This window comes from Serratia sp. YWN4, assembly GCF_055790845.1.
In genome coordinates, this window is sequence record NZ_CM147696.1 from 2,241,960 (window position 1) to 2,268,321 (window position 26,362).

Below are 26,362 nucleotides of genomic sequence, written 5' to 3' on the forward strand. Positions count from 1 at the left end.
GATGACGATGCGGTTATTTCTGGTGCGACATGGGCAAACGCTGGCCAATCAACAAGGCATTTTCTGCGGCATGACCGATGTGCCGCTGACCGATCAAGGCGTGATGCAGGCACAGCGGGTGGCGGAATGGCTGGCCGAGGTGCCTTTTGCCCAGGCGACCAGCAGCGAACTGCTGCGAGCGCGGCATACCGCCGAGATTGTGCTGGGGCAACGAGGGCTATCGGCGCAGGTTGACGGCGGTTTTAACGAAATGAACTTTGGCGATTGGGAAATGCGCCATCACCGGGATTTGCAGCAGCAGGACGCCGACGCTTGGGCCAACTGGATGGCGGATTGGCAGCAAGGTTGCCCGACGGCGGGCGAGTCTTTCCCGTTATTTTCTCAGCGCATTCAGCAGCAGGTGCAACAGCTTTTAGCCAGCAACGGCGGCGGTAACCGCCTGCTGGTGGCGCATCAGGGCAGCCTCAGTCTGCTGCTGGCCGGGCTATTGGCGATGCCGGCTGCCGGTATGTGGCACTTCCATTTTGAACAGGGGGCTTACAGCGTGCTGGAGATCCGTGCAGGGTTTGTCGCGCTGCGGGCTTTTAACAGTCAGGCACGTTGGTTGCCTGCAACCAGAGAATAAACTGATGCAAACACTTTCGTCGTTAATCGGTGCCATCGCGCCGCTGGATACGGTTGCCATGCAGCAGGCAGCCACCCGTCTGGATGGGCTGCTGAAGCCGCCCGGCAGCCTGGGCCGTTTGGAGCAGTTGGCCATGCAATTGGCAGGTATGCACGGTTTTAGCGGGATGACCGCCACGCGCAAGCAAATTATCGTTATGGCCGCCGATCACGGAGTGTATGCCGAAGGGGTGGCGGTATCGCCCCGCGAAGTGACCGTAATTCAAGCGCTGAATATGGTGAAAGGCATTACCGGCGTCTGTGTGCTGGCCGCCAATGCCGGGGCCGAAGTTAAGGTGGTGGATGTGGGGATTGACAGCGATCCGCTGCCAAGCCTGATCAATATGAAAGTAGGACGCGGCAGCGGCAATATTGCTCGAGAAGCAGCAATGACGCGCCAGCAGGCGGAGGATTTGCTGCTGGCCAGCGCCCGCTTGACGTTGGAACAGGCAAAACTTGGGGTTAGGCTGTTTGGTGTTGGGGAGTTGGGGATGGCCAATACCACGCCTGCGGCCGCAATCATCAGCGTGTTGACCGGTAGCGATCCGCAAGAGGTGGTGGGCATTGGTGCCAATTTCCCCAGCGATCGGTTGCATCACAAGGTGGCGGTGGTCCGCCAGGCCATTGCCCACAATCAGCCGGATGCCAACGATGCGCTGGACGTGCTGGCCAAGCTGGGCGGTTACGATCTGGCGGGCATGGCCGGGGTTATGCTGGGCGCGGCGGCGGCGGGTGTGCCGGTGGTGCTGGACGGCTTTCTCTCCTACGCTTCGGCGCTGGTGGCCTGTGGTATTGCGCCCGAAGTGCGGCACTATTTGCTGCCATCGCACTTTTCTGCGGAAAAAGGTGCGGCCATCGCCCTCCAGCATCTTCAATTATCCCCCTATCTGCACCTGGAAATGCGGCTGGGAGAGGGCAGCGGTGCGGCGATCGCCATGCATATCGTGGATGCCGCCTGCGCGATGTATAACCATATGGGGCTGCTGGCCGACAGCAATATCATTATCCCCGGCAGCAGCCGCTAGCGGCGGGTTTTATCGGCCTCGGATTGTTGTTGCTCGGCTGAGCGCGCCAGTTCACGCTGGAGCTCAGCCTGAGCGAGCTGTTCTTGCCCCGATTCAACTAGGCGGGCGAATCTTCCATTGAAAAGCCGTTGCCAGAAATGGCGCTGTGCTTCCAACTCCGGTAGCCGTGTCTTTACCTGTGAACGATACAATCCGGCAATCCGCGTCATCATGCCAAGGCTGGCGGGCAGAAGCTGTTCCAGTTTTTCACGTAAAATGCGTGTTAGCGCGGGCGACTGGCCGCCAGAAGAAAAGGCCACCACCAGCGGTGAGCGATCAATTATCGCCGGGAAAATGCAGGAACCACTAGCAGGTGCATCAACGACGTTGACCAGCAGTTGACGCCGTTCAGCCGCATGGGCCACGCTGGCGTTGAGCTGTGGATCGTTGGTGGCGGCGATCGCCAGAAACACGCCGTTTAGCTGCTGTTCGTCAAAAGATTGTGCAATCCAACAGATGAGTGCCGCCTGATGCTGCTGATAAAGCTCCGGCGTCAGCGTTTGTGCCACGACGCGCACTTGCGCCCCGGCACGCAGTAGTTGGGTAATTTTGCGTGTGGCCACTTTTCCACCCCCTACCACCAAAACCGGACGTTGCTTGAGAGTGATAAACAGCGGTAAGTAATCCATGGCGTTTTTTCAGGTGGAGGGAATGGGGAGCTATTATAGCGCTAAAGGCATGTTTTTTTTAAGGCTATTGCGGTTTTTGCTGGAAACTCATCACCTGATATCCTCATCCTATTTTGCACCGTCGTCGCAGCGGGTTTTAGCGAGCCGGTCACCCTTGTTTTATAATCTATGGCAACCAATCAATCAGAAAGTGGTGTTTCTCGCCTCAGATGGGCTCGCTGAGGTAGTATAGCTGTTTGATTGATCAGATCATTGAGCAGAAAACTATGCGACGGGCAAGGGAGTTACTGATGGCACTATGAAAACAGTCAAGCCGCGCCGCCCGCATGGACGGTGGATCTATTACGTTCTGTATGAAGATATTCTGTGGCCATGCCCGGTGAAATGGGAATGGGAGAGCAGCTATGAGGCTTGGTTGCCTTTTTACTATTCGCCAACCCTGGAGTTTATTGCTGGCGACCCCGCAAAAGCGGTTAAGGTAAGCAAAACCAGGGCACTGGACTTACCGCCGAAACGTTTCTCTTACGTTTCTTAACGCTGACCTGATTATCAATCCTCAACCATGATCAATAAAATTTACGCCGTTTGGTGGCATAAATAGAGACTTTCAGCGAGCCTTGGTACAGGCCGGTGCCACCAAGGCGGTTAGCCTAGTCCAGTAAATCACTGACGGTACGGCGAACATAGTGTGTCATTTGCGCTAAATCTTCTGCGGCAACCGGGCCGCCACCGGCACGCACGACCTGCTGTTCGATCTGGGCGATTTCCTGCTCAACTTTGTTGGCGATCTGTACTTTGACGATTTTATCCACTGATGAGAGCAACACTTTCAGGACCACTTTCAACGCAATGTTTTCGCAGAATGAGTCGTAATAATGAACTGCTGGCGGTTCCACCGCTGGTTGAGGTACGCGGGGGGCGAGAGCCTTGAAACTGTCTACATTTTCAATAATAAGATCCATGTCTCTTATTAGTTCATCAAAATCTTTAGACACTGACTTATTTCCCTTTGCAATACGCAAAAATAAACGCCTGACCTTGGCTTAAGAGCAGGCAGAGCACATCTTGAAGCGACCGTGACGTTCAGGTTGTGAATGGCAGGCTGAGTGGCATTTTAACCTTGCAGTCGTTCAGCAACAAGATGGGGCCGATTGATGTTCGGCCCTGGGGATAACTACCGGTGATGATTGCTGGGGTTTTCAGCGTTGGCAGCGCGTTCACTTTGACGTGAAGTGAGTGGCGATCAGTAAGGTACCAAAAGCGATCAGGATCCCGCCAAAGAACCGGTCGATACTTTTGCGCATCCGCAGGAAGCGGGCATTGACGCCGGGTGACGAAAAGAACAATGCCACGAGACTGAACCAGATAACGTGAGCCAATGAAATAAACAGCCCGTAGCCGATCTGCACCGAGACTGGCGTTTGGGAATCAACCACCTGGATAAACAGGCTGACAATAAACAGAGTGGCTTTCGGGTTGAGTAGGTTAGTAAGAAAGCCGGTTTTTAGCGCGCCCAAATCATCGGAGGCGACAGAAGTTGGCGGCACTAACGGCAGATTTGCCTGGCGCAGCAGGTTAATTCCCAGATAAATCAGCCAGATTGCGCTGATAACCTTGAATAAAGAAAATAGCCATAAAGACTGGAGTATCAGCATTCCGATGCCGATGAGGGTATAAGAGATATGAACCAGCACGCCAGCGCCGATGCCACAGGCATTCAGTAACCCGGCACGGCGTGAGAGCAACAGACTATTGCGCGAGACCATGGCAAAGTCAGGCCCAGGGCTTATTACAGCGAATAAAGTAATAGAGATGACAGCTAAGAGTTCGGTCATGATTTTTACGCTCAAAAGTTGATTTTTTGTATTTGATTTATAAGGAAAAAAATGTACGGGGACAAACGATGAAAACTGACCATATTGGTGAGAAATGCTCACGCAAAGTCGGTCGGCAGCTGTCACTTGGCGGGTTACGTTGTTTTGAGGCTGCGGCACGTAGGGAAAGTTTTACGCTGGCGGCACAGAATCTGAGCCTGACGCACGGTGCGGTGAGCCGAGCAGTGCGCGCACTTGAAGATGAACTGGGTGTTGCACTGTTTGAACGCCGTCATCGGCGAGTATTTCTGACCTCCGCAGGCCGCAAGCTGTATCAGGCTACGCAGCAGGCATTCGGTATTCTGGAGGATACGACCCAAGAGTTATACCAGCAGGCGCAGGATGCACCGATCGTCCTCTCCTGTGAGCCCACATTGCTGATGCGCTGGCTGATCCCCCGCTTACCTGCATTTCAGGAGGCTTTGCCGGAAATTAATTTGCAGTTGGTCGCTGGTGGGGGGCCTTTTTCTTTTCGCGATGGCACGACGGTGGCGATACGTCGTAACGATTTTGACTGGGGCAGCAATGTACACAGTGAGCCTTTGTTTGTCGAAAAGGTCGGCCCGGTCTGCAAGCCGGAGATGCTCGAGCAGTTTGTGGTAGACAACGGTGGGGGAAAGCATTTATGTGACAATGCTCTGTTATTGCATGCCTCTACTCGCCCGCATGCCTGGCACGATTGGGCTACCTCACAGGGGCTATCACTAACCAATCGGCCGCAGCAGTATTTCGACCACTTCTATTTCAGCCTGCAAGCCGCAGTGGCGGGCGTCGGCATTGCTATTGGCCCTTGGCAGCATGTGCGGGATGATATCAAGGCTGGTTTGTTAATCGCTCCGTTTGGTTTTGAGCAGGACGGCAGCGGTTACTGCCTGTTGACGCAACACAAAGTGGTACCCGGTAGCCCGGTAGCCAGAGTGATTGCCTGGTTACAATCTAGCTCAGACTCTTGAGCTTTGATCCAACCGCTGTTGTCAGCGGTTGATTGCATTACGTAGAGCGGCAGCCAGATCTGCACCACCGCTAATCGACAGAGGGATAATCAGGCCTTTTTGCGGCGGACAAACTGATAACCGATCCCCAGAATGACGAACCACAGCGGCGTAACCACCAGCGCCTGGCGGGTATCGTCACGCAGTGACAACAACACCAGCACAAACACGAAGAACGCCATACATACCCAGCACATCAGCTTACCAGCAGGCATTTTGTAGATCGATTTCTGGTGCAGCGCCGGGCGCTGTTTACGGTAAACCAGGTATGAGCACAAAATGATGGTCCAAACGAACATAAACAGGATCGCTGAAACGGTGGTGACCAGGGTAAATACCGTCATCACGTTCGGGATCAGGTAAATCAGCACTACGCCACCCAGCAAACAGATGCAGGAGAAGGTCAGACCGTTGGCCGGTACCGCACGTTTGGAAAGATTGGCAAACGACTTTGGTGCGTCTCCTTCCTGCGCCAGGCCGAACAGCATACGGCTAGTGGAAAATACCCCGCTGTTGGCGGAAGAAGCCGCAGAGGTCAACACCACGAAGTTAATCACGCTGGCCGCAGCAGGCAGGCCAATCAAGACGAACAGCTCAACGAACGGGCTCTTGTCGGCAACCACGGAACTCCACGGTGTTACCGACATAATCACGATCAACGCAAACACGTAGAACATGATGATGCGGATCGGAATAGAGTTAATCGCACGCGGCAGCACTTTTTCCGGATCTTTGGTTTCTGCGGCGGTGGTGCCTACCAGTTCGATCCCCACAAAGGCGAATACGGCGATCTGGAAGCCTGCGAAGAAGCCGCTGATGCCTTTCGGGAACATGCCGCCGTCATTCCACAAATGCGAGAATGAAGCAACGCTGCCGTTAGGCGATTCGAAGTGCATGGCGACCATCACCAAACCGGCAATAATCAGGCCGACAATGGCGACGATTTTGATCATCGCAAACCAGAACTCCATTTCACCGAACATCTTTACCGTCGCCAGATTAAGGCTAAGCAACAGCAAAACGCACAGCAGCGAAGCGATCCATTGCGACAGATCGGGGAACCAGAACTGGGCGTAGGCGGTGATGGCGACTACGTCGGCAATGCCGGTCACCACCCAGCAGAACCAGTAGGTCCAACCGGTGAAAAAACCCGCCCATGGGCCGAGCAAGTCGGCGGCAAAATCGCTGAAGGATTTATATTGCAGGTTGGAGAGCAGCAGTTCGCCCATCGCGCGCATCACAAAAAACAGCATAAAGCCGATAATCATGTACACAAAAATGATGGAAGGCCCAGCCAGACTGATGGTTTTGCCGGAACCCATAAACAAACCGGTACCAATTGCGCCACCGATGGCGATCAGTTGAATATGTCGGTTGGTAAGGTTGCGTCTTAGATGATCTTCTGACCCTGGCGTGGCATCCGTTGCTATTTTAGAATGATCTACCATCTGATGATGTCCTGTTTTACCTGTCATGAATGAAGTTGCGAGCTCTGAAGTGGCTCTTTTTTATGTGTTTATCCGGGCGTCCCGGCTTTAATAAGGTAACTCAATATCGCCATCTTTATGCAACATGTGTACAACATTTATGTGCGGGATAACAGTCGATTATTCTTTACACTTTGGCGGCAGATCGGACGTCCAAGGGGCGGAAGATTACTCTTTGCCATAGCAAATGAACAGCGTTGCAAAGTCTTATCTTATTGATTAGACAGCATGTTGTAAAATTCGCATGAAAAAAAGTAATGCGACTAAACACTTAAATTCATGTGCTTGGGTGAAGTGAAATGTTGCACTATGAAGAGTGATTTCAGAAAGGGCAGTTGAGTTTTAATCAGTTTATCGCGGCGGCTGGCGTGGCGCCGAAGAAGATGCGTTGCGCTACTGCGCACATTTCTCTGGTTTTGCAATGCCAGTCACAAAAGTAAAAATCATTGGTTCAATCAGCGGTGAGCAGTGATTTTGCCTCTAGGCTGCTTGGGGCGAGGTGAAATAACGGTATCTTGATTGAGGCATTGCCAAGAAAACATCTGACTGCCCCAAAAGGCTTTTGCAGCATAACAGGCCAATGATAGCGGATGGTGATGATTCTATCTTCTCCTGCCACGCCTCACAAAAGTAGCATAAACCGATTCACCATCCTGTTGCTCGGCAGTAAACTGGTTCCATTACGGTAAATAAAGAAGGGATTGAATATGTACAAGACCATTTTAGTACCGGTAGATATTTCAGAAGATGTGTTGACCGAACATGCCCTCAAGCATGTTGAGTATCTGGCAAAAATTTCTGGAGCCAAGGTGCATTTCTTCCATGCATTGCCCGATGCCTCGGCGTTCGTTACCGCCTACTCCTTTGGTATCAAGGAGTTTGAGAATCAGGCGGAAGTGAAAGCGATTGAAGGGCTGAAAAAAATCATGGCGGAAATCGATCTGCCGCTGGAGAACTTGGCGTATACCATCAGCTTCGGTTCGCCGCGCGACGAAGTATTACTGCTTGCCGAAGAGATAGAAGCCGATCTGATCGTGATTGGTTCCCGCCGCCCAAGTGTGAAAACCTATCTCCTGGGTTCGAACGCCGCCGCCATTGTGCGCCATGCCAAAACGTCGGTGATGGTGATTAGATAACTCATTGGCCCGCCGTTAGCGCGGGCCAATTGTATTACAGGCATAGCGCCACAATCTCATCGTATAACGCCTGTGGTAGTGTGACTCCATGCTGTTGGCTGTGCTGCCGAGCCTGAAAACGCCGTTCTCCTGGGATACGCACCCCTTGTGCCTGCATGCTGGTAAATAGAACTTCCGCGCGGGCGAAGTGCGCCTGTTGATCGGCACCCAGAAAACGTGCGGGATCCATGGCGATAATCAATTCGCCACCGTAAGGGGAAGATCCGGTTTGGGCATCATAAGCCAGCGACTCCTGGCTGGTCATATCGCCAATCAGTGGCCCGGCAATCAGTTCCACCATGGCGGCCAGCGCCGAACCTTTATGACCGCCGAAGGTCAGCATGGCACCTTGCAATACGCTGGCCGCATCGGTTGACGGTTGGCCTTGTTGGTCGATCCCCCAGCCCTCCTGCAAGGGCTTACCCGCCCGGCGATGCAGTTCAATCTCACCGCGTGCGACAGCGCTGGTGGCCATATCAAAGATAAAGTGGGGTTGCTGCGGGCGCGGCCAGCCAAAGGCAATCGGGTTGGTGCCAAACAGCGGCTGAGTTCCGCCCGCTGGCGCTACCCAGGCGTGGCTTGGCGTACAGGCCAGCGCTACTAATCCTTGCTCAACCAGCGGTTCGATATCGGCCCACAGCGCAGAGAAGTGTACGCAGTGGTTAATGGCGAGTGCGGCGATACCGCAATGGCGTACTTTATCAATAAATGTGGGTAACGCAGTCTGGTAAGCCACCAGTGAAAAGGCAGCGCCCGCATCTACGTGCATAATCGCGGGAGCGGTATCGATGAGCAGTGGCTCGGCATCGGCGGAAACCTTGCCTGCATGCAGCGAGCGGACACAGCCTAATACACGATACAAGCCATGGGAGGCACAACCATCGCGCTCCCCGGCAGTGACGTTCTGCGCCACCGCGTGAGCGTGCGCTTCGCTGAAACCATTACTGCGTAGTGCGCGGTGTGCCAACTGATAAGCGTCATCCAGCGATAGATTTACGGTTTGAGTCATTTTCTCTTCCTTTATTCTTCTTCGTCCCCGGCAAAATTCGCCTTAGGCAAGCAGGTATAGGCACCCCAGTAGTAAATGACCAGCGCGATGGCGGCGACCAGCAGGGTATCCCAAGGGTGACTGATGGCACCAATACCGCCAAAGCTGCCCAGATAAGAGGCGACGATAATCAGCGCATAGAAAGCGATCAGCCATAGGGATGAGTGGATTTGCTGCTTCAGGCTGACGGCGTGCGTCGGTACTTTATTCTTGAACAGGATATAGATGAAGAACATCAGTATTTGCAGGCCGAGCAGCCAGGAAACGGTATTCCAGCCAGACCAGTAGACGATCAGCGCCGAGATGATAAACGACAGCGGCCCGAGTACGCAGAAGCCGCGAACCCGGAATGGCCGGGGCAGGTCCGCTGCGTTACGGCGCAGTCCGGCGGCAGTAACCGGTGCGATAGCATAGCTTAACACCAGCGCAGCAGATACCACGCCGATCAGCCGTTCCCACGATGGAAAAGGCAGCGTCCAGAAAATGGACAAGGCGAAGGTTAACCACAAAGCGTGACGTGGGATACCGGATTGGCTATCGACTTTGGTGAATATTTTGAAGAAGGTGCCGGTACGTGCCCAGCCATAAATAACACGCGGCGTAGCATTCATATAAATGTTGCCGGTGCCGCTGGGGGAAATGATGGCATCGCTGACCACCATAAAGGCCAGCCAACCCATACCCAAGGTGACGGCAATATCACGGTAAGGCAGAGAGAACTGCTTGCTGATACCGGCCCAACCCTTGGCCAACATCTCGCTGGGGATACTGCCGAGGAACGCCAGTTGCAGCAGCACATAAATAATGGTGGAAAGCACGACCGACAGAATCAGGGCGATTGGAATGGTGCGCTGCGGTTTTTGCACCTCGCTGGCTACCGAGATGATCGGCGTCAGGCCAAGATAAGCGAAGATAATCCCACCCGCTGAGATAGCCGCTTCAACCCCGGCGGCACCGAAAGGGGCGAAACCTTGGCTGTGCAGGTTCTCCGGTTTAAAGAAGGTAAACAGCACCACAATCACCAAGAGTGGGACGAGAAACTTGATCACGCTGATCAGATTGTTGGATTTGGCGAAGGTTTTAACGCTGTAATAGTTGAGGGCAAAGAAAAAACACAGCAATAACAGTTGTACCAGCCAGCCGATCAGCGTTGGGTCGCTGGAGTCTGGTTGAGTGAGGAACGGAAACCAGGCCGCGGCATACTGGCGTGCAGCGACGATCTCGATCGAGATCAGGCTGGAGAAAGCGATCAGCGTGATAAAGCCCAATAAATAGCCCATCAGTTCGCCGTGAGAAAACACCGGATAACGGATAATGCCGCCAGCGCGAGGTAATGCCGCGCCCAGTTCGCAGTAAACGATGCCGAGCAACAGCACCGCCAGCCCGCCAATCAGCCATGAATAGAGCCCGGCAGGCCCGGCGATAGAGGAAACATGGCTGGCGGCGAACAGCCAGCCGGAGCCAAAAATTGCGCCCAGGCCGATAAACGTCAGATCGGTGAGCGTAAGCTGCTTTTTAAACTTGCCTTGGGTCGCCATAAGAGGTTCCTTCCAATGAGGAGCGGGTATAGGTGCCATTCACCAACCGCAACAGGTTGAGTGGATTGCTGTCCTGTAAGGCGGCTGGCAGCAGAGCCGCAGGGGTGTTTTGCAGGCAAACCGGGCGTAGAAAACGTTCAATGGCCAGCGTACCGACCGAAGTACCGCGTGCATCGCTGGTGGCAGGGTAAGGGCCGCCGTGCACCATGGCATCGCAGACTTCCACACCGGTCGGATAACCGTTGAACAGCACTCGCCCGGCCTTGCGCGTCAGTAAAGGCAGCAGTTCGGCAGCAGCGGCCATATCGCCGGGCTCAACGAGTAACGTGGCGGTCAGTTGGCCTTGCAAATGCTCCAGCGCCGCCAGCAATTGCTGCTGATTCTCTACCGCTACCACGATCGCCACCGGGCCAAACACTTCTTCCTGCAACAACGCATCGTCGTTGAGCAGTAATTGATGGTCTGCCTGATAAAGCTGGGCTGTAGCCAGATGGGCTGGTTGTTCCTGGTTGCCCGCTAGGTGCTCCAACCCCGGATGTTGTTCCAGCGCTTGCAGCCCGTGGCGATAGTGCGCCAGCGTGCCCGCATTCAGCATGTGTTGCGGCGAAGCGGCATTCACTCTGGCTTTTAAATCATCAATGAGCTGGCTGAAGGCAGGGCTGCGAATACCGATAATCAGCCCCGGTTTGGTGCAGAATTGGCCACAGCCCAGCGTGAATGAAGCCACCAGTTCCTGGGCGATGCTTTGCCCGCGTTGAGCCAACGCCTGCGGCATGACGACCACCGGATTGATACTCGACATCTCGGCAAACACCGGAATAGGCTGCGGGCGGCGCATCGCCAAATCAAACAGGGCGCGGCCACCTTGCAGTGAGCCGGTAAAACCCACTGCCTGAATCGCCGGATGTTGCACCAGTTCGGCACCGATCCGTGCGCCGAAAATCATATTGAAGACGCCAGCGGGCATCTGCTGTTGCTGTACTGCCCGTTCGATCGCTTGTGCGGTGAGTTCTGCGGTGATCATATGGCCGCTGTGTGCCTTGAAAACTACCGGACAACCGGCGGCCAAGGCAGCGGCGGTATCGCCCCCGGCGGTGGAGAACGCCAGTGGGAAATTGCTGGCACCAAAAACGGCGACCGGGCCAAGCGCCGTGCGATATTGGCGCAGATCCGGGCGCGGCAGCGGTGTGCGCTCGGGCAGGGCACAGTCGATGCGCACGCCGTGGACATCACCGCGGCGTAGCAGTTCGGCAAACAGACGCAGTTGGCCGCTGGTGCGGGCACGTTCACCTTGCAGGCGAGCTAAAGGCAGGGCGGTTTCCTGCATGGCAAAGGTGAAAAAGGGTTCGGCCAGTGCGTCGATTTCGCTGGCAATAGCACAGAGAAAACGGGCCCGTTGTTCTGCGCTGGTTTGCGAATAGGCCGTGAAGGCTTGTGCGGCGGCCTCTGCGGCAGCAGAGGTTTCCGCGCTGCTGGCTTGATAAAAACGATAACCGGTGGGCTGGTCATTATCGGCCCTCCGGCTGATCAGCTCTGCCGTGCCGCTGGCAATACGCTGCCCGCCGATAAATTGTTGGCCGCTGAGGGTGATGGTATTCGGCATAAGTTCCCCTGTAAGGTTAAGAGAAATACGCCCGGTCAGGCACCGGGCGACGATCAGGGTTTACAGCCCGACCTCGGGCAGCGCGGGGCGGTTTGCCAACGCGGTTTCAACAATGGCGGTGACCTCGCGCAGCGTTTCCCCTTGCAGGGCCAGGCGTGGTGGGCGGGTGACAGCGCTGCCACGCCCAGCCAGTTCTTCGCAGAGCTTGATGCATTGCACCAGATCCGGGCGGGCATCCAGATGTAGCAGCGGCATAAACCAGCGGTACAGCGCCAGCGCCTCCTCGAAACGCTTTTGTTTCGCCAATCTGAACAGGGTTTCGCCTTCACGCGGGAAAGCGTTGGACATGCCGGAGATCCAGCCTTCTGCACCGACCGCGACACTTTCCAGCACTACATCGTCCAGGCCAGCAAACAGCACAAAGCGATCGCCCACCGCATTGCGCAAGTCGATAAAGCGCCTGGTATCACCGGAAGAGTCTTTGAAGCAGACGATGTTGTCGCAGTCCACCAGCGTGGTGAGGATGTCGGGAGTGACATCGTTTTTGTAAATCGGCGGATTGTTGTAAACCATGATCGGCAGATCGGTAGCGCCAGCCACGCTGCGGAAGTGGGCAGCGGTTTCATGCGGTTTGGCGGAATAGACCAGTGCTGGCATCACCATAATGCCGTCGACGCCCACCTTTTGAGCTTCACGCGCCATGTTCTGGGCAAAAGCGGTAGTGAATTCGGCGATACCGGCGATTACCGGCACCTTGCCCTGAGCGGCATCTTTTGCGACTTCGATGACTGCCAGTTTTTCCTGCATGGTCAGTGAGGTGTTTTCTCCTACGGTGCCGCAAACCACTAAGCCGGAAACACCGTCTTTAACCAGGTTTTTGATGACCGCATGGGTGGCATCAAGATCCAGGGAGAAATCGCTGCGGAACTGGGTAGTGACCGCTGGGAATACGCCACTCCAGCTAATAGTTTTAGAGTTCATCGCTTTTATCCTGTTATCTGGTTTTGTTAATCAATGGTGAACTATTGGTGAAATCCGATAACAGATTGACCGCTATTGCCCGAGGCGGCTTGACGTCTTTCGCCGATTGCCATGACGAAATTGGCACAGTGGCAGAAAATAATGTGCAGCGATAAGCCTGACGCGTTAACGCCATCGGTAGTTTTATTTCAAGGGGTTAGATAAGCAGCGTAGTGCGGAAATCGCGTGGTGTTGAACCCGTCATTGCCTTGAACTGGCGGCTGAAAGCGCTGTGATCGGTATAACCGCACTGTAAGGCGATATCGGTAATCGGCAGGTCACTGGCCAGCAGTTCAGTGGCTTTTTCAAGACGGACTTTATGGATCATCTGGCGTGGCGTCAGATGGAAAATGCGTTTGCAGTAACGCTCGATCTGCGCCACAGAAAGCCCCGTCAGCGTGGTCAATTCTTCAGAGGCGATCGGCCTGGCGAAGTGTTCACGGATATAAACATCGATCGCCGCTAACCGCTGGTAAGCCGGGTGGTTGGCTTTGGCCTCCTGCAAGTCGTGCGAGATACCTGCCATACCGATGATTTTGCCTTGTGTATCATGCAGGGCCAGCTTTTGTGTCAGGCACCAACCCGTCTCGCGCCCGCTGTAGAGGTGCATCTCCAATTGATCCTGAATTTGTACCCCGTTGTGTAGAACTCGCAGATCTTGCTCGGTATAGCCAGAACCTAACTGTGCCGGAAAAACATCTGCCGAAGTTTTACCCAATAGCGGTGTGACGGTTTTGAAACCGCAGCGTTTAGCCAGCGTCAGGTTGGCCAGCAGATAACGCGCTTGCGCGTCTTTGATGAAAAATACCACGTTGGGAATGGCATTCAGCAGGGGGGCGATCAACGCCAGGGAGTTGAGCAAGCCGTGCAGATTATCCGGGCGTTGCTGCGCCAGACCCGCACACAGCCGGGAGAGTTGTTCGATGGCAAAAACGTCATCCTCGTTTTCTTCTACGCACCGGGAAGAAAGCGGGCTCACGAGGTATTCAGGAGCTAATCGCATAATCATACCTATTCCAGTGAACTGACAAATTGTTCTTTTTTAACACATTCGGATCAATATTAACTTTTGCATAACTTGGCAAGCGCAATAATTAGCCAGAGATGAAATATGCGAAACGCCGCATACTTTTGCTGGCCGTGATGCTGCGAGCATGCATTGTGGCGTTAACGTGCTTCCGTTCGATAAAATTATTTTTTTAATTAATTGATAAATAAATAGTTATTAATTACCTGTGGTTTTCCAATGTGTCCGAGCCAGTGGGTTAAAGGGGGATTGTGCTGATTTCGGCATTTCTTGCGCTGAAAGACATCAAGCTGCAATCAGCGAGATCGGGCAGGCTTGGAGATGTTGATAACATTTTTTTAACTCCGGAGAGCCTGATGAACCTACCTTCGCACCTGACCACGCTGCGGGCGATTGATTCCCATACCGGTGGCGAGCCGACCCGCTTGATCGTCGATGGTTTTCCCAATCTGGGTACGGGCACGATGGCCGAGCGCAAAGCACGGTTTGCGCAGCATTATGATGACTGGCGCAGTGCAATCATTCTGGAACCGCGTGGTAATGACGTGCTGGTCGGGGCATTGCTGTGTCAGCCCTGTTCACCGCAGGCAACCGCTGGCGTGATCTTCTTCAATAACGCTGGCTACTTGGGGATGTGCGGCCATGGCACCATTGGCCTGATCGCCTCGCTGGCTTATCTGGGCCAGATTGGTGCAGGTAAACATCTGATTGAAACACCGGTGGGTATGGTCAACGCCACATTGCACACCGATGGCAGCGTCACGGTGGAGAACGTTCCTGCCTATCGTTTTCGCCAGCAGGTGGCGGTTGAGGTAGCGGGCTATGGCGGCGTTATTGGCGACATCGCCTGGGGTGGTAACTGGTTTTTCCTGATCGCCGATCATTCTCTGGAAATTGCCCCTAATAATATCGATAGGCTGACGGCGTTTTGCTGGGCAGTGCGTCAGGCACTTGAGCTGGCCGGTATTCGTGGAGAACAGGGTGAGGTGATTGATCATATTGAGCTTTTTGCGCCAGATAAACACGCCGACAGCCGCAACTTTGTACTTTGCCCTGGCAAAGCCTACGATCGCTCTCCTTGTGGTACCGGCACCAGCGCCAAGCTGGCCTGCTTGGCCGCGGACGGTAAACTAGCGCCGGATACTCTCTGGCGGCAGGCCAGCGTGATTGGCAGTGAGTTCAGCGCGTTCTATCAACCCAAAGGTAACGAGATTATCCCTTTTATTCGCGGGCAAGCCTTTGTATGCGCTGACAGCCAGCTGTTGCTGGACGAGCGCGATCCCTTTGCCTGGGGGATCCGTTAATGGCGGCGGCTGATGTTATCGTCGTCGGCGCTGGGATTATCGGGGCGGCCTGCGCCTGGCAGTTGGCAAAGCAAGGGTGCCGTGTGCTGGTGGTGGATAATCGGCGGCCCGGTGCGACTGCCGCAGGCATGGGGCATCTGGTGTGTATGGATGACAATCCGGCAGAACTGGCGCTAAGTGCCTATTCGTTGCGCTTGTGGCGGGAAATAGTGGAACGTATGCCGCAAGACTGCGCCTGGCGGGGTTGTGGCACGCTGTGGTTAGCGGAACATCAGGATGAAATGGCGATTGCCCAGTTGAAGCAACAGCGCATGGCTGAAAGTGGGGTGACCAGTGAAATACTGACTGCTGCACAGGTGGTTGCATGGGAACCGATGCTGCGTAGTGGTTTAGCCGGGGGGCTACGGGTGGCGAGTGACGGGATCGTTTACGCACCAAACGTTGCCCGTTGGCTGATTGCCGATGCCGCAGAACGGGTGACTACCTTTTATGACCAGGTAGTGGCGCTAGACAGGCAAACGGTGCAGTTGACGAATGGTAAGAAACTGACCGCTCCGATAGTGATACTGGCCTGTGGTTTACAGGCCGATCAACTGCTGCCACAGCCTTTGCTGCGTGCCAAAAAAGGGCATTTGGCAATTACCGATCGCTATCCACCGCAGGTTAAACATCAACTGGTGGAGTTGGGTTATGGTGCCAGCGCTCATGCTGGTAGTGGAACTTCGGTGGCATTCAATGTGCAGCCCCGGCCAACCGGTCAGCTATTGATAGGCTCTTCACGTCAATTTGACTCTCTCGATCCGGCTATTGATATGCCCTTGCTGGCAGCCATGCTGGCGCGGGCTAAGAGTTTCCTGCCAGCATTGGCCCAGATGAATATCATCCGTTGCTGGAGCGGTTTTCGCGCAGCCACTGCCGATGGTTTGCCATTATTGGGGCCGCATCCACACCATTCCTGGCTTTGGTTGGCATTGGGCCATGAAGGGCTTGGCGTCACTACGGCGTTGGGCAGTGCGGCGCTGATCGGTGCGCAGATCCACCATCATCACGCGGAAATCGACGATCGCCCTTATCGAGCAGCACGCATGTTCACTGTGGAGGAATTACCGGCATGAGCCAGATTATTTTGACCATTGATGGGCAACGCGTTCTGGTTCCCGAAGGCTTCACCGTGGCGGCTGCGTTCAGCCTGAGTGGGCAGGATATCTGCCGTTATTCGGTGACTCAGCAGCCGCGCGCTGCATTCTGTGGAATGGGAATTTGCCAGGAGTGCCGAGTCACGATCAACGGCCAGCGTCGCTTGGCGTGCCAGACCTTGTGCCAATCAGGCATGTGTATCGAAAGAGGCAAGAATGCGTGATTTACAGTGTGAGGTGCTGATTATCGGCGCTGGGCCAGCCGGGTTGGCCGCCGCACGTGCCGCCGCAGAAAGCGGAAAAAGGATTATGGTGCTTGATGATAATCCTCGCCCTGGCGGGCAGATTTGGCGCGATGGGCCAGAAGTACAGTTACCCGCTGCCGCCATTGATTATCGGCAGGCATTGAATGGCCTTCACAATGTGAAACTGCTTAATGCCACACGAGTGGTTGCACAATATGGAGAGCAGCAGATCCTGTATGAAAGTGCGGAAGGTCATGGCGTGATTACCTATCGGCGGCTGATCCTTTGCTGTGGTGCGCGTGAGCTGCTGCTGCCGTTTCCTGGTTGGACGTTACCCGGAGTCAGCGGTGCTGGTAGCTTGCAGGCACAGATCAAGAATGGCTTATCCGTAAAAGGGCTACGCGTGGTCATTGCTGGCAGTGGGCCTTTGTTGTTGGCTGTGGCCAGCAGTGTAGTCAAAGCGGGTGGTGAAGTGGTGTTGCTGGCAGAGCAGGCACGCTTTCGGCGTGTGATGGCTTTCACCTGTGAACTGTGGCGCTGGCCGACGAAATTGCGCCAGGCTTTTTCTCTGGTTAACCGCCATTATCGGACTAATAGCCAAGTATTGGCGGCAGAGGGGAAGGAGCGTATTGAGTCTGTACGGGTTCGGCAGGGAAAACAGATACATACCCTAGCCTGCGATCGCCTGGCGTGCGGTTTTGGTTTGGTGGCCAATATCGAATTGGCCATGCTGCTAGGGTGCCGCATAGTTAATGAAGCTATAGCGGTCGATCGCTGGCAGCAAACCAGCGTCAAGCAGATATTTGCTGCTGGTGAATGTGCCGGAGTCGGCGGCAGTGAATTGGCATTGGTGGAAGGGGCGATAGCGGGCTACGCCGCGACAGAGAATAAAGAAAAGGCGCAGCAGCAGATGGAGCAACGTGATCGGTGGCAGAGCTTTGCCATGGCGGTGACGCAGACTTTCGCCCTGAATCAGGTACTGAAATCGTTGGCAACGCCGGATACGCTGCTGTGCCGCTGTGAGGATGTCAAACAGGGCCAACTGAGTGACTATACTGACTGGGCTAACGCCAAACTGGGTAGCCGCTGCGGTATGGGGGCTTGCCAAGGGAAAATTTGTGCCACTGCGGTACGCCATTTGTATGGGTGGCCGCTGCCGCAACCTCGAGTCCCACTGACGCCGGTGCGGGTTGAAACGTTGGCCTTGCTGAGCCAATCAAAGATGGAGTAATAAAACTGCTACAATCAGAGGTAGTGATAAAAGAGTACGGGTAGATGAATGATGATAAAGGCTCTGATTACGTTAGGTCTGTGTCTGTTGTTAATGCCCCTGTTGTTGAGGTTGATTGGGCAAGCATTACAAAAAGCCCAACATAAAAAAGCTGAAGGGGATAAACACCGACCAAAAACTGGCATGCCGCATGGTGATGATGAATAGGTTACGCATGTTGTCCTTGCTAGACCCCGCGTGAACACCGATACGAATCATTTTGTCTAAAAAACAATCTTTTCTGCATGCATGTATTTTCTTAACTTACGTTCCTTTCATAAAGGAAATGTATTTTTTTTAAAAAATAATTGATTTAATGAATTTATTTCCAAGGTGAAAATACTTAATTTATGATACTTGCAGTATCGGGCTGTTACTGACTGCGGGCCTATAAGATTTCTAGAGAATGGGGGATCGTTTCAGTTTGAAATTATTAAAGATACGGTAAAATAAGAAGATAATAATAATCCCATTAAATATTTTTTGATTAATTAAGAGTAGTCCTATTGTTCTTTCTAATATTTCCATCACGTTACCGATCTCCAGCGCTTAGACCGAATACTTCTCAGAACGACAGCTTGAGCACCCTTTCACAAAGAGGCCAATCACCTCCATCTAAGCTAAGAGTAGGCACGTTACCTGAAACGGTAAAAAATATTGATAGAGGTGGTGAAAACGAAGGTCAGGCCCGCATAAAGGCAGCCTGATAATGATCGGGATTACTGGCGATACGCGTGTTTAATTTGCAGAATGCTGTTTTTGAAAATCTCAGCTTGGGCAGGATCATCAATCTGAGCGGCAAAACGTTCCAGGTTGATGATGACTTTACCCGCATCTGCCTGGCCAATGGCTTTCAGGATCAGTGTCAGAGTGGCTTTAAGGCAGGCGACTTCTGTTGCCAGTGCTTCCGGATTTGCAGATGTAGTGAAATCAACGTTGCTCATTTTTTCTCCTGAGTTTAAGGCCGAAGCCTGACGCTAAATGCAGGTTAATGTACCTTTTCCGGTTGCCGATTCACTATGGTGGACCGCAGTGCATTTATGTGGGCGCGGAGTATAGCATAGCAAGGGATACCTGCGTCTAGTGACTGGGCGGCTCAGCGCCGTTTGGTGATGAGAAAGCATGGTCATTTTGTGAGGTACGTGTTGTAATTGCTGGCTCTGCTGACTCTACGTTAACGAATAGATATGTCTTGGTCACAGTTACCAACCTAAAGTATATCGTTGGTGTATTTCACAAGGATGAACAAGTAATTGGCTTGTATACAATGAAAAGTACGATCGGTTATTTTAATTGAGAATGGCTCGGTTTCGACGTTGGTGGTGGCTTTGTATTCTGAATAATGCTTTTGTCACAGAGATTTCTGCGTGACTGAAAATGGCGATTGTTTGTTATTTTTTTGTAATTCATATGGTTATGAGTGATGGTTGCTAGCATCGATATTATTATGAGTAGCGATAACTTACAATAAATTTGCCGCCAAAGCGTGTAAAATGGCGTATCATAGAGAAGATGTGCTCTGGGCTGCTGCTAATTGACATGATGGATTTTTATCCGTGTTCAAGCAGATTAATGGTGCCGCAGTGGACTAAAGTTTGAAAAGTTTGGCCTGTTCCGCAGAGTTAATCGTGAGTAAGTATTAATCTGTATTCATTCTTTGCTGAAAACCAAGTAATATCTGTTTAGATGTCAGAGGCTGATTGATTGCGTTACTCCCCTATTTTGGAGAATTTTCCTTGATTAGCGTTCTTCTTGTTGATGACCACGAACTGGTGCGCGCAGGGATACGACGCATTCTAGAAGATATCAAAGGCATAAAAGTTGTTGGTGAAGCGCAATGCGGTGAAGATGCCGTTAAATGGTGCCGAAGCAACTCTGCTGATATCGTTTTGATGGATATGAATATGCCGGGTATAGGGGGGCTGGAAGCCACCCGCAAAATCGTTCGTTATGCGCCCGATATCAAGGTCATCATGCTGACTATTCATACTGAGAATCCGTTACCTGCCAAGGTGATGCAGGCTGGTGCTGCTGGTTACTTGAGCAAGGGGGCTGCACCACAGGAGGTGGTAAACGCTATTCGTTCGGTGCATGCTGGCCAGCGTTATATTGCTTCCGATATTGCGCAACAAATGGCATTAAGCCAATTGGAACCACAGGCGGAAAATCCGTTTAGCACACTTTCTGAACGTGAGCTGCAAATTATGTTGATGATCACCAAAGGGAAAAAAGTGAATGAGATCTCTGAGCAATTGAATCTCAGCCCCAAAACGGTGAACAGCTATCGCTACCGTATGTTCAGTAAACTGAATATCAGTGGTGATGTTGAATTGACCCATCTGGCGATACGACATGGGTTGTTCAATGCGGAGACGTTGTTAAGCAGTGATTGACCGTTTCGATGCGCAGGCATTCCTTAAAACCGTAACCAGCCAACCAGGCGTCTACCGTATGTATGACGCGGCGGGTACGGTGATCTATGTTGGTAAAGCCAAAGATCTGAAAAAACGTCTCGCCAGTTATTTCCGGGCTCAAGTCAGCAGCCGTAAAACAGAGACGCTAGTCAAAAATATCGTGCAGATAGACGTTACTGTGACACATACGGAAACGGAAGCGCTATTGCTGGAACATAATTACATTAAATTATACCAGCCACGATATAATGTTCTTTTACGTGATGATAAATCTTATCCGCTGATATTCCTCAGTGCTGATGTGCACCCGCGGCTGACCGTGCATCGTGGTGCCAAACATGCCAAGGGGGAATACTTTGGCCCATTCCCTAACTCCTATGCCGTGCGTGAAACGTTGGCATTGCTGCAAAAGTTGTTCCCGATTCGCCAGTGTGAAAACAGTGTCTATCGTAATCGCTCCCGCCCATGCTTGCAGTATCAGATTGGTCGCTGCCTGGGACCATGCGTTGCAGGCTTGGTGGGCGAAGAAGAATATCGCCAGCAGGTGGATTACGTACGCCTGTTTTTGTCCGGTAAAGATCAGCAGGTGTTGCATCAGCTAATCGAGCGAATGGAAAGTGCCAGCCAGGCGCTCAACTTTGAAGAGGCGGCGCGTATCCGCGATCAGATCCAGGCGGTGCGTCGGGTCACCGAAAAGCAGTTTGTTTCGGGCAATAGCGACGATATGGATGTGATTGGCGTAGCATTTGATGCAGGAATGGCCTGTTTACATGTGCTGTTTATACGTCAAGGCAAAGTGCTTGGCAGCCGTAGCTACTTCCCGAAAGTGCCGGGTGGTACGGATATGAGTGAAGTGGTGCAGACTTTTGTGGGGCAGTTCTACTTGCAGGGCAGCCAGGCGCGAACTTTACCGGCCGAAATCCTGTTGGACTTCAGCCTGCCGGAAAAAGATCTATTAGCTGAATCATTAAGTGAACTGGCGGGGCGCAAAATTCAGATTCAGAGCAAGCCGCGTGGCGATCGTGCCCGTTATCTCAAGCTGGCGCGCACCAACGCATCAGTGGCATTGGCCACCAAGCTTTCCCAGCAGTCGACGATTCATCAACGCTTGGCAGAACTGGCAAAAATGCTCAATCTTTCCGAGATTAACCGGATGGAGTGTTTTGATATCAGCCACACCATGGGGGAGCAGACGGTTGCATCCTGCGTGGTGTTCGATGGTAATGGTCCGTTGCGTTCTGAGTATCGCCGTTACAACATTACGGGGATCACTCCGGGTGATGACTATGCGGCGATGACTCAAGTGCTGAAACGTCGCTATGGTAAGGCGTTGGAAGAGAAAAAAATCCCTGATGTGATCTTCATTGATGGCGGCAAGGGGCAACTGGGTATGGCGATTGAGGTATTCAATTCGCTGAATGTCACCTGGGACAAAAACAAACCGTTGCTGATTGGTATCGCCAAAGGCAGCGATCGTAAAGCCGGGCTGGAGACGTTATTCTTTGTGCCTGAAGGCGAGGGGATTTCGCTGCCGCCAGATTCACCGGCATTGCATGTGATCCAACATATCCGCGATGATTCGCATAATCATGCGATCACTGGCCATCGTCAAAAGCGGGCAAAAGTCAAAAACACCAGTGCCTTGGAATTGATTGAAGGCGTTGGGCCAAAACGGCGTCAGGTGCTGTTGAAGTATATGGGTGGACTTCAACCATTATTGAATGCCAGCGTGGAGGAAATTGCAAAAGTGCCGGGTATTTCACAAGCATTGGCAGAAAAGATCTACAATGCATTGAAACACTGAAGGCAATGTAGCAACATACTCTTAATTTCCACTCCAGCCAGATAGTTACCGTAGCATTATGCAACTGAATATACCGACTTGGATTACCCTGTTCCGCGTAGTTCTGATCCCATTTTTCGTTGTGGCATTTTATCTGCCGTTCACTTGGGCTCCGGTGGTATGCGCCGTCATCTTTGTGTTTGCTGCTGTAACCGATTGGTTTGACGGCTTTTTGGCACGCCGCTGGAAGCAGACAACCCGCTTTGGTGCTTTTCTCGACCCGGTTGCGGATAAAGTGATGGTTGCGATAGCGCTGGTGCTGGTGGCCGAGTATTACCACACGTGGTGGATCACCTTGCCTGCGGCAACGATGATCGCCCGTGAGATTATTATCTCGTCTTTGCGTGAATGGATGGCGGAGATTGGCAAGCGTAGCAGTGTCGCGGTTTCGTGGATTGGCAAAGTAAAAACGACGGCGCAGATGATGTCTTTGGTAGGCTTGCTGTGGCGCCCTGACCGCACGGTTGAGTACGTGGCGTTTGCGCTGCTCTACATTGCTGCGGTACTGACTTTCTGGTCGATGTTCCAATATTTGAATGCTGCCCGCAGGGATCTACAGGAACCATGATTAATGCGCTGTAAAAAACGGCAAACGAACGTAGTGTGCTAACAATCTTATTGACTCATTATGCCAGGTAAGTAGAATGCAACGCATTGAACGGCAGTAGTCCTTTGCCGAAAGATTGAAAAAAATCAGCAGGTTCTGATTAATGCGGGAATAGCTCAGTTGGTAGAGCACGACCTTGCCAAGGTCGGGGTCGCGAGTTCGAGTCTCGTTTCCCGCTCCAGATTTTCTTCCAGAGTGAACCATCAGGCACCATAACCTGTTGATTGTGCTGATAAACGCACTGTGGAATGTGTTAATGAGTTCCAATGAAATCCAGCCTCAGCTAAGATTTTTTAGTACATATTTTAGTACAAAAAAAGCGGAGCGCAGGTAGTGCGGTTTTATGCTGGGACAATCTGGGCAAGAAACGTATACCTCCACCATCACCAACGATGGGAGATATACGATGGCTTTGACCGATACCGCCATTCGCAATGCGAAACTCAAAGAAAAAACTTACACCCTAAGCGACATCGATGGCTTGTCGCTGCATATAGACCCCAAAGGCTACAAAAACTGGCATTTCCGGTTTTCATGGCTGGGTGTTCAGCGCCGTATTTCACTCGGCACCTATCCTGAAATCAGTCTCAAAGAAGCCCGTCAGCGTCGTGATGATGCTCGCGCACTGGTTGCCAAAGGGATCGACCCGCGTATCCAGCGCCGGAAAGATCGCCAGTCAAGTAATGAAAAAGCCACGCACACCTTTAACAGTGTTTATTTGAACTGGAGCGCCTTTCGTGCCCTGACACTCAAAAAAGGGCGGCAAAGTACGCTGTCCCAGATTGAGCGCATCTTCAATAAAGATATCCTGCCCTGGCTTGGCACACTGTCCATCTTCGACATTACCCGTGCCGATATTCTGGACGTGCTGCGTAAAATAGAGCGCCGAGGCGCACTGACCACCGCAGAAAAATGTCGCACCTGGCTGAACCAGCTTTTTCGCTATGCAATGATAGAAACCGGATTGCTGGTGAATCCGGCGACCGACCTTGATATCGTTGCCGTCCCCAAGAAACCCGTCAAACATAATCCCTGGCTGCGGATGCAGGAATTGCCGGATCTGATCAAGGCACTGCATGCCTATGGTGGCGCTACCCAGACCAAACTCGGTCTGACCCTGCTGTTACTCACTGGCGTAAGAACCGGTGAATTACGCCATGCCACACCCGATCAGTTTGATCTGGAACAGCGGCTCTGGTTTGTCCCCCCGGAGAACGTCAAACAGCTTCAGCAACTCACGGACGAGAACATCGCTCCTTATATTGTCCCGCTTTCCCGGCAGGCGATGGAAATCGTCAAATACCTCTTTGGCGAAATGCATCCCGCCCAGCGTTACCTGCTGACGCATCGTAGCGACCTGAATAAAACCATCAGCGAGAATACCCTTAACGGCGCATTGCGCCGCATGGGGTATGTTGATCACCTGACCGGGCACGGCATCCGGGGAACAATATCTACCGCGCTGAATGAACTGAACTACCCCAAACCCTGGATAGAAGCACAACTGTCTCACAGTGATAAAGACAAGGTGAGCGCTGCCTACAATCACGCGGAATATATCGAACAGCGGCGGGAAATGATGCAAAGCTGGGCTGACCGTCTGGACCAGTGGGCGGAGCACGGTTTTCAGGATGCATCGCCAGTGCAGGCATTACGGAGCGTTCCCTTTGATCCAGTCGTGTTAGCATCTGTCCCTGTGGTCGAACTAGAACAACAGAAACCAACCCCTTTGCCACCGGTGCAAAGCGTATTGACGGTGATCACCCGTAACAAAGAGCGCCCGCAACCGATGGTGACCGACATTCAGCGGGAGTATGCCGAACGGCTCGCCGCCTATGAAGCACCGCATAACCTGCCGCTGCCGACCTTTGCCAAATTGGTGGGTAAATCGCGTGACCAGATTAATCGGGATATCAAGGCAGGAAGGCTGCTGGCCATCAGCATGGGTAATCGGGGTCAGCGCCTGCCGGATTGGCAGCTTGATCCGGTCAGACAGTCACTGGTTCGGGCTGTGCTGGAGCAGGCCAATGACATTGACCCCTGGCAGATCTACCACGTACTGACAGAACCACAAGGAACCGGAGGAAAAAGAGCGATTGACATTGTGACCTTGCGTAACCGGCAACAGATTGTTGATGCTGTCTGTGCGCTTTTACGCGACAACGATATGCCATGCAGATCAGTCAGCAATGGTTGAGAGTTGTGTGAAAAATGTACACCCAGCCGCTTGTCACCGCCAAAAACTTGGCTTAGAGTTATCCGGCAAGCGGCAAAAGCAGCATGCTTGAAGCGCGAGACCCGATAGTGCTGGACACACTACCGGGCCTCTGACCACAACGTTATTGGAGCTAACGCCATGGCTACCCATCAGCATACCCAATCCTGGGTGGAAATAACATTTCCAGACACAGAAAGTCCCATTTCTCCTGCCACACGATGGTTTTTTAGGGGAGGGGATACCTTATGCACAGACTGATTGACAATACGCCTCTGGAACTTGATGAGCTGGCAGAACAGTGTTTTGCACTGGCCTACAGCATGGTGCGCATCGAACAGGCGCAGGTCAGGGAGTCTCTGCTGTTCATTCTTGTGGAAAAACTCTCGGCATTGATGGTGATGGTCTCGAACGACTAGGCAGGCGGTGACGCTTTGCACGGGTCAGGATGGGGGAGAAGCATTCCCCTGTCCTTTGTTCCTGATGACCCTATTCAAGCGATGATCAAATAAGCGAAGAATCTGTTGCACCCTATCTGATGACAAACGATGGTGTAAAAAGCCTGGTTCGCGGGGGCTATCCCCATGCCGATAGCAAGTGGAGGCAGGATACCGTGGTACATTATGGCCTTCGGGAAAATGCCCTCTTAATTACGTTAAAGCCTCCTCAATCGTAGAGAGGTGCTGCAACATATTTTGCAGTGGCAACCCTGAACAGTGAAATTGACGGCGACGTACAAGACTGGCTAGACAGCTTACAGGTGGGACATGCACATTGACTTCATTACTCTGACGACCGGAAACGGAACCCGTAGCCAGCGCGATGATGTAATAGATCAGACTCTGAAGACACTGGTTCCCTGGCTTGATGATGCCTTGCGGGTTGGCAGGCCAGTAGAGATACCCGGTGCCGGGGGATGTCAGGCCGAGTGCAGAAGTATTGATGGAGCCCTTGTTGTCACCCTCTACGGTCCGCAGCCACAAGTGGGGAAAAGCATTCCCCTGAGCACGATGGGGTAGCCCAGGATGATAAACACGCCAGGCCGCTGTGGGAGCTGCTTTCTTCATCAGCAGGGAAAACGCTGCGCGCAAAAAAGATGCCGGAGGAAATGCCGTGGTGTGGTGTGCTGCCTTATCCTTCCATTCTCATGGTGAAGGGGGTGTCACGCTGGCTGTATGACTTTGAGAAGTGTATTGCCTGGGCATGGG

24 protein-coding genes and 1 tRNA gene are annotated in these 26,362 nt (G+C 52.8%); 15 read left to right on the forward strand and 10 right to left on the reverse strand.

From position 1 onward, the window contains the following. The first annotated feature begins 7 nt into the window (after positions 1–7). Together ACX9GT_RS10565 and cobT are read left to right on the forward strand one after the other, a co-directional pair. Positions 8–625 (forward strand): adenosylcobalamin/alpha-ribazole phosphatase, encoded by a 618-nt coding sequence (locus ACX9GT_RS10565; protein WP_473191560.1) that lies wholly within the window; start codon positions 8–10, stop codon positions 623–625. A gap of 4 nt (positions 626–629) precedes the next feature. Then, entirely contained in the window at positions 630–1,688 is a 1,059-nt protein-coding gene (gene cobT / locus ACX9GT_RS10570) for a nicotinate-nucleotide--dimethylbenzimidazole phosphoribosyltransferase (protein ID WP_473191020.1), read from the forward strand. On the opposite strand, the gene ACX9GT_RS10575 is transcribed toward cobT, so the two are convergent. Then, entirely contained in the window at positions 1,685–2,356 is a 672-nt protein-coding gene (locus ACX9GT_RS10575) for a precorrin-2 dehydrogenase/sirohydrochlorin ferrochelatase family protein (protein WP_473191021.1), read from the reverse strand. The two genes, cobT and ACX9GT_RS10575, sit on opposite strands and share 4 nt — an antisense overlap. 298 nt (positions 2,357–2,654) lie before the next feature. On the opposite strand from ACX9GT_RS10575, the gene ACX9GT_RS10580 reads away from it, so the two are divergent. Next, positions 2,655–2,891, forward strand: a complete 237-nt coding sequence (locus ACX9GT_RS10580) for a hypothetical protein (RefSeq protein ID WP_473191022.1) — start codon at positions 2,655–2,657, stop codon at positions 2,889–2,891. Positions 2,892–3,006: 115 nt separating this feature from the next. Here the strand turns inward: ACX9GT_RS10580 and ACX9GT_RS10585 are convergent, their stop codons facing one another. Together ACX9GT_RS10585 and ACX9GT_RS10590 are read right to left on the reverse strand one after the other, a co-directional pair. Then, a complete protein-coding gene (locus ACX9GT_RS10585) occupies positions 3,007–3,318 on the reverse strand; it encodes a hypothetical protein (RefSeq protein WP_473191023.1) in 312 nt (103 codons plus the stop codon). Positions 3,319–3,573: 255 nt separating this feature from the next. Further along, positions 3,574–4,191 carry a LysE family translocator gene (locus ACX9GT_RS10590; protein ID WP_473191024.1) on the reverse strand — a complete coding sequence of 206 codons (618 nt, stop codon included), beginning with the start codon at positions 4,189–4,191 and terminating at the stop codon, positions 3,574–3,576. Positions 4,192–4,259: 68 nt separating this feature from the next. Between ACX9GT_RS10590 and ACX9GT_RS10595 the strand changes: the two genes are divergently transcribed. Then, entirely contained in the window at positions 4,260–5,183 is a 924-nt protein-coding gene (locus ACX9GT_RS10595; RefSeq protein ID WP_473191025.1) for a LysR family transcriptional regulator, read from the forward strand. Between the two features lie 89 nt (positions 5,184–5,272). Here ACX9GT_RS10595 and cycA read toward each other — a convergent pair whose 3' ends face one another. Next, the gene (gene cycA, locus ACX9GT_RS10600) at positions 5,273–6,670 is read right to left on the reverse strand and encodes a D-serine/D-alanine/glycine transporter (protein ID WP_473191026.1); all 1,398 of its coding nucleotides are present in this window, start codon (positions 6,668–6,670) and stop codon (positions 5,273–5,275) included. A gap of 746 nt (positions 6,671–7,416) precedes the next feature. Here cycA and ACX9GT_RS10605 point away from each other — a divergent pair. Beyond that, positions 7,417–7,845, forward strand: coding sequence for a universal stress protein (locus ACX9GT_RS10605; protein WP_473191027.1), 429 nt, complete (start codon positions 7,417–7,419; stop codon positions 7,843–7,845). Between the two features lie 34 nt (positions 7,846–7,879). Here the strand turns inward: ACX9GT_RS10605 and ACX9GT_RS10610 are convergent, their stop codons facing one another. From ACX9GT_RS10610 to ACX9GT_RS10630, 5 genes are all read right to left on the reverse strand, one after another. Next, on the reverse strand, positions 7,880–8,893 hold the full coding sequence (locus tag ACX9GT_RS10610; protein ID WP_473191028.1) for an Ldh family oxidoreductase: 1,014 nt from the start codon (positions 8,891–8,893) through the stop codon (positions 7,880–7,882). An 11-nt stretch (positions 8,894–8,904) separates the two neighbouring features. Next, positions 8,905–10,470, reverse strand: a complete 1,566-nt coding sequence (locus ACX9GT_RS10615; RefSeq protein WP_473191029.1) for an APC family permease — start codon at positions 10,468–10,470, stop codon at positions 8,905–8,907. Continuing rightward, positions 10,448–12,073 carry an aldehyde dehydrogenase (NADP(+)) gene (locus tag ACX9GT_RS10620; RefSeq protein ID WP_473191030.1) on the reverse strand — a complete coding sequence of 542 codons (1,626 nt, stop codon included), beginning with the start codon at positions 12,071–12,073 and terminating at the stop codon, positions 10,448–10,450. Before ACX9GT_RS10620 ends, ACX9GT_RS10615 begins: the two co-directional genes overlap by 23 nt. Before the next feature lie 60 nt (positions 12,074–12,133). After that, positions 12,134–13,054 (reverse strand): dihydrodipicolinate synthase family protein, encoded by a 921-nt coding sequence (locus ACX9GT_RS10625; protein WP_473191031.1) that lies wholly within the window; start codon positions 13,052–13,054, stop codon positions 12,134–12,136. 196 nt (positions 13,055–13,250) lie between these two features. Beyond that, complete coding sequence (locus ACX9GT_RS10630) at positions 13,251–14,096, reverse strand: helix-turn-helix domain-containing protein (protein WP_473191561.1); 846 nt, start codon at positions 14,094–14,096, stop codon at positions 13,251–13,253. Positions 14,097–14,476: 380 nt separating this feature from the next. On the opposite strand from ACX9GT_RS10630, the gene ACX9GT_RS10635 reads away from it, so the two are divergent. Genes ACX9GT_RS10635 through ACX9GT_RS10650 form a run of 4 tightly spaced genes read left to right on the forward strand, consistent with a single transcriptional unit; the run spans position 14,477 to position 18,036 of the window. Continuing rightward, positions 14,477–15,424 (forward strand): 4-hydroxyproline epimerase, encoded by a 948-nt coding sequence (locus tag ACX9GT_RS10635; protein ID WP_473191032.1) that lies wholly within the window; start codon positions 14,477–14,479, stop codon positions 15,422–15,424. Beyond that, positions 15,424–16,539: an NAD(P)/FAD-dependent oxidoreductase gene (locus ACX9GT_RS10640; protein ID WP_473191033.1), complete on the forward strand. Its 1,116-nt coding sequence runs from the start codon at positions 15,424–15,426 to the stop codon at positions 16,537–16,539. Before ACX9GT_RS10635 ends, ACX9GT_RS10640 begins: the two co-directional genes overlap by 1 nt. Continuing rightward, positions 16,536–16,784, forward strand: coding sequence for a (2Fe-2S)-binding protein (locus ACX9GT_RS10645; protein ID WP_473191034.1), 249 nt, complete (start codon positions 16,536–16,538; stop codon positions 16,782–16,784). Before ACX9GT_RS10640 ends, ACX9GT_RS10645 begins: the two co-directional genes overlap by 4 nt. Next, the gene (locus ACX9GT_RS10650) at positions 16,777–18,036 is read left to right on the forward strand and encodes an FAD-dependent oxidoreductase (RefSeq protein WP_473191035.1); all 1,260 of its coding nucleotides are present in this window, start codon (positions 16,777–16,779) and stop codon (positions 18,034–18,036) included. The genes ACX9GT_RS10645 and ACX9GT_RS10650 overlap by 8 nt, the downstream gene beginning before the upstream one ends. A 758-nt stretch (positions 18,037–18,794) precedes the next feature. On the opposite strand, the gene ACX9GT_RS10655 is transcribed toward ACX9GT_RS10650, so the two are convergent. Further along, a complete protein-coding gene (locus ACX9GT_RS10655; RefSeq protein WP_037396038.1) occupies positions 18,795–19,019 on the reverse strand; it encodes a DUF2594 family protein in 225 nt (74 codons plus the stop codon). 792 nt (positions 19,020–19,811) lie between these two features. On the opposite strand from ACX9GT_RS10655, the gene uvrY reads away from it, so the two are divergent. The 6 genes from uvrY (at position 19,812) to ACX9GT_RS10685 (ending at position 25,573) form a co-directional block, all read left to right on the forward strand. Continuing rightward, positions 19,812–20,468, forward strand: coding sequence for a UvrY/SirA/GacA family response regulator transcription factor (uvrY, locus tag ACX9GT_RS10660; protein WP_337263816.1), 657 nt, complete (start codon positions 19,812–19,814; stop codon positions 20,466–20,468). Next, on the forward strand, positions 20,461–22,293 hold the full coding sequence (gene uvrC / locus ACX9GT_RS10665) for an excinuclease ABC subunit UvrC (protein WP_473191036.1): 1,833 nt from the start codon (positions 20,461–20,463) through the stop codon (positions 22,291–22,293). Before uvrY ends, uvrC begins: the two co-directional genes overlap by 8 nt. Positions 22,294–22,351: 58 nt before the next feature. Further along, positions 22,352–22,900, forward strand: a complete 549-nt coding sequence (gene pgsA, locus ACX9GT_RS10670) for a CDP-diacylglycerol--glycerol-3-phosphate 3-phosphatidyltransferase (RefSeq protein WP_473191037.1) — start codon at positions 22,352–22,354, stop codon at positions 22,898–22,900. Between the two features lie 144 nt (positions 22,901–23,044). Then, positions 23,045–23,120, forward strand: a tRNA-Gly gene (locus ACX9GT_RS10675). 225 nt (positions 23,121–23,345) lie between these two features. Then, positions 23,346–25,136, forward strand: a complete 1,791-nt coding sequence (locus ACX9GT_RS10680) for a tyrosine-type recombinase/integrase (RefSeq protein WP_473191038.1) — start codon at positions 23,346–23,348, stop codon at positions 25,134–25,136. Between the two features lie 266 nt (positions 25,137–25,402). Next, the gene (locus tag ACX9GT_RS10685; RefSeq protein ID WP_473191039.1) at positions 25,403–25,573 is read left to right on the forward strand and encodes a hypothetical protein; all 171 of its coding nucleotides are present in this window, start codon (positions 25,403–25,405) and stop codon (positions 25,571–25,573) included. The last annotated feature ends 789 nt before the right edge of the window (positions 25,574–26,362 follow it).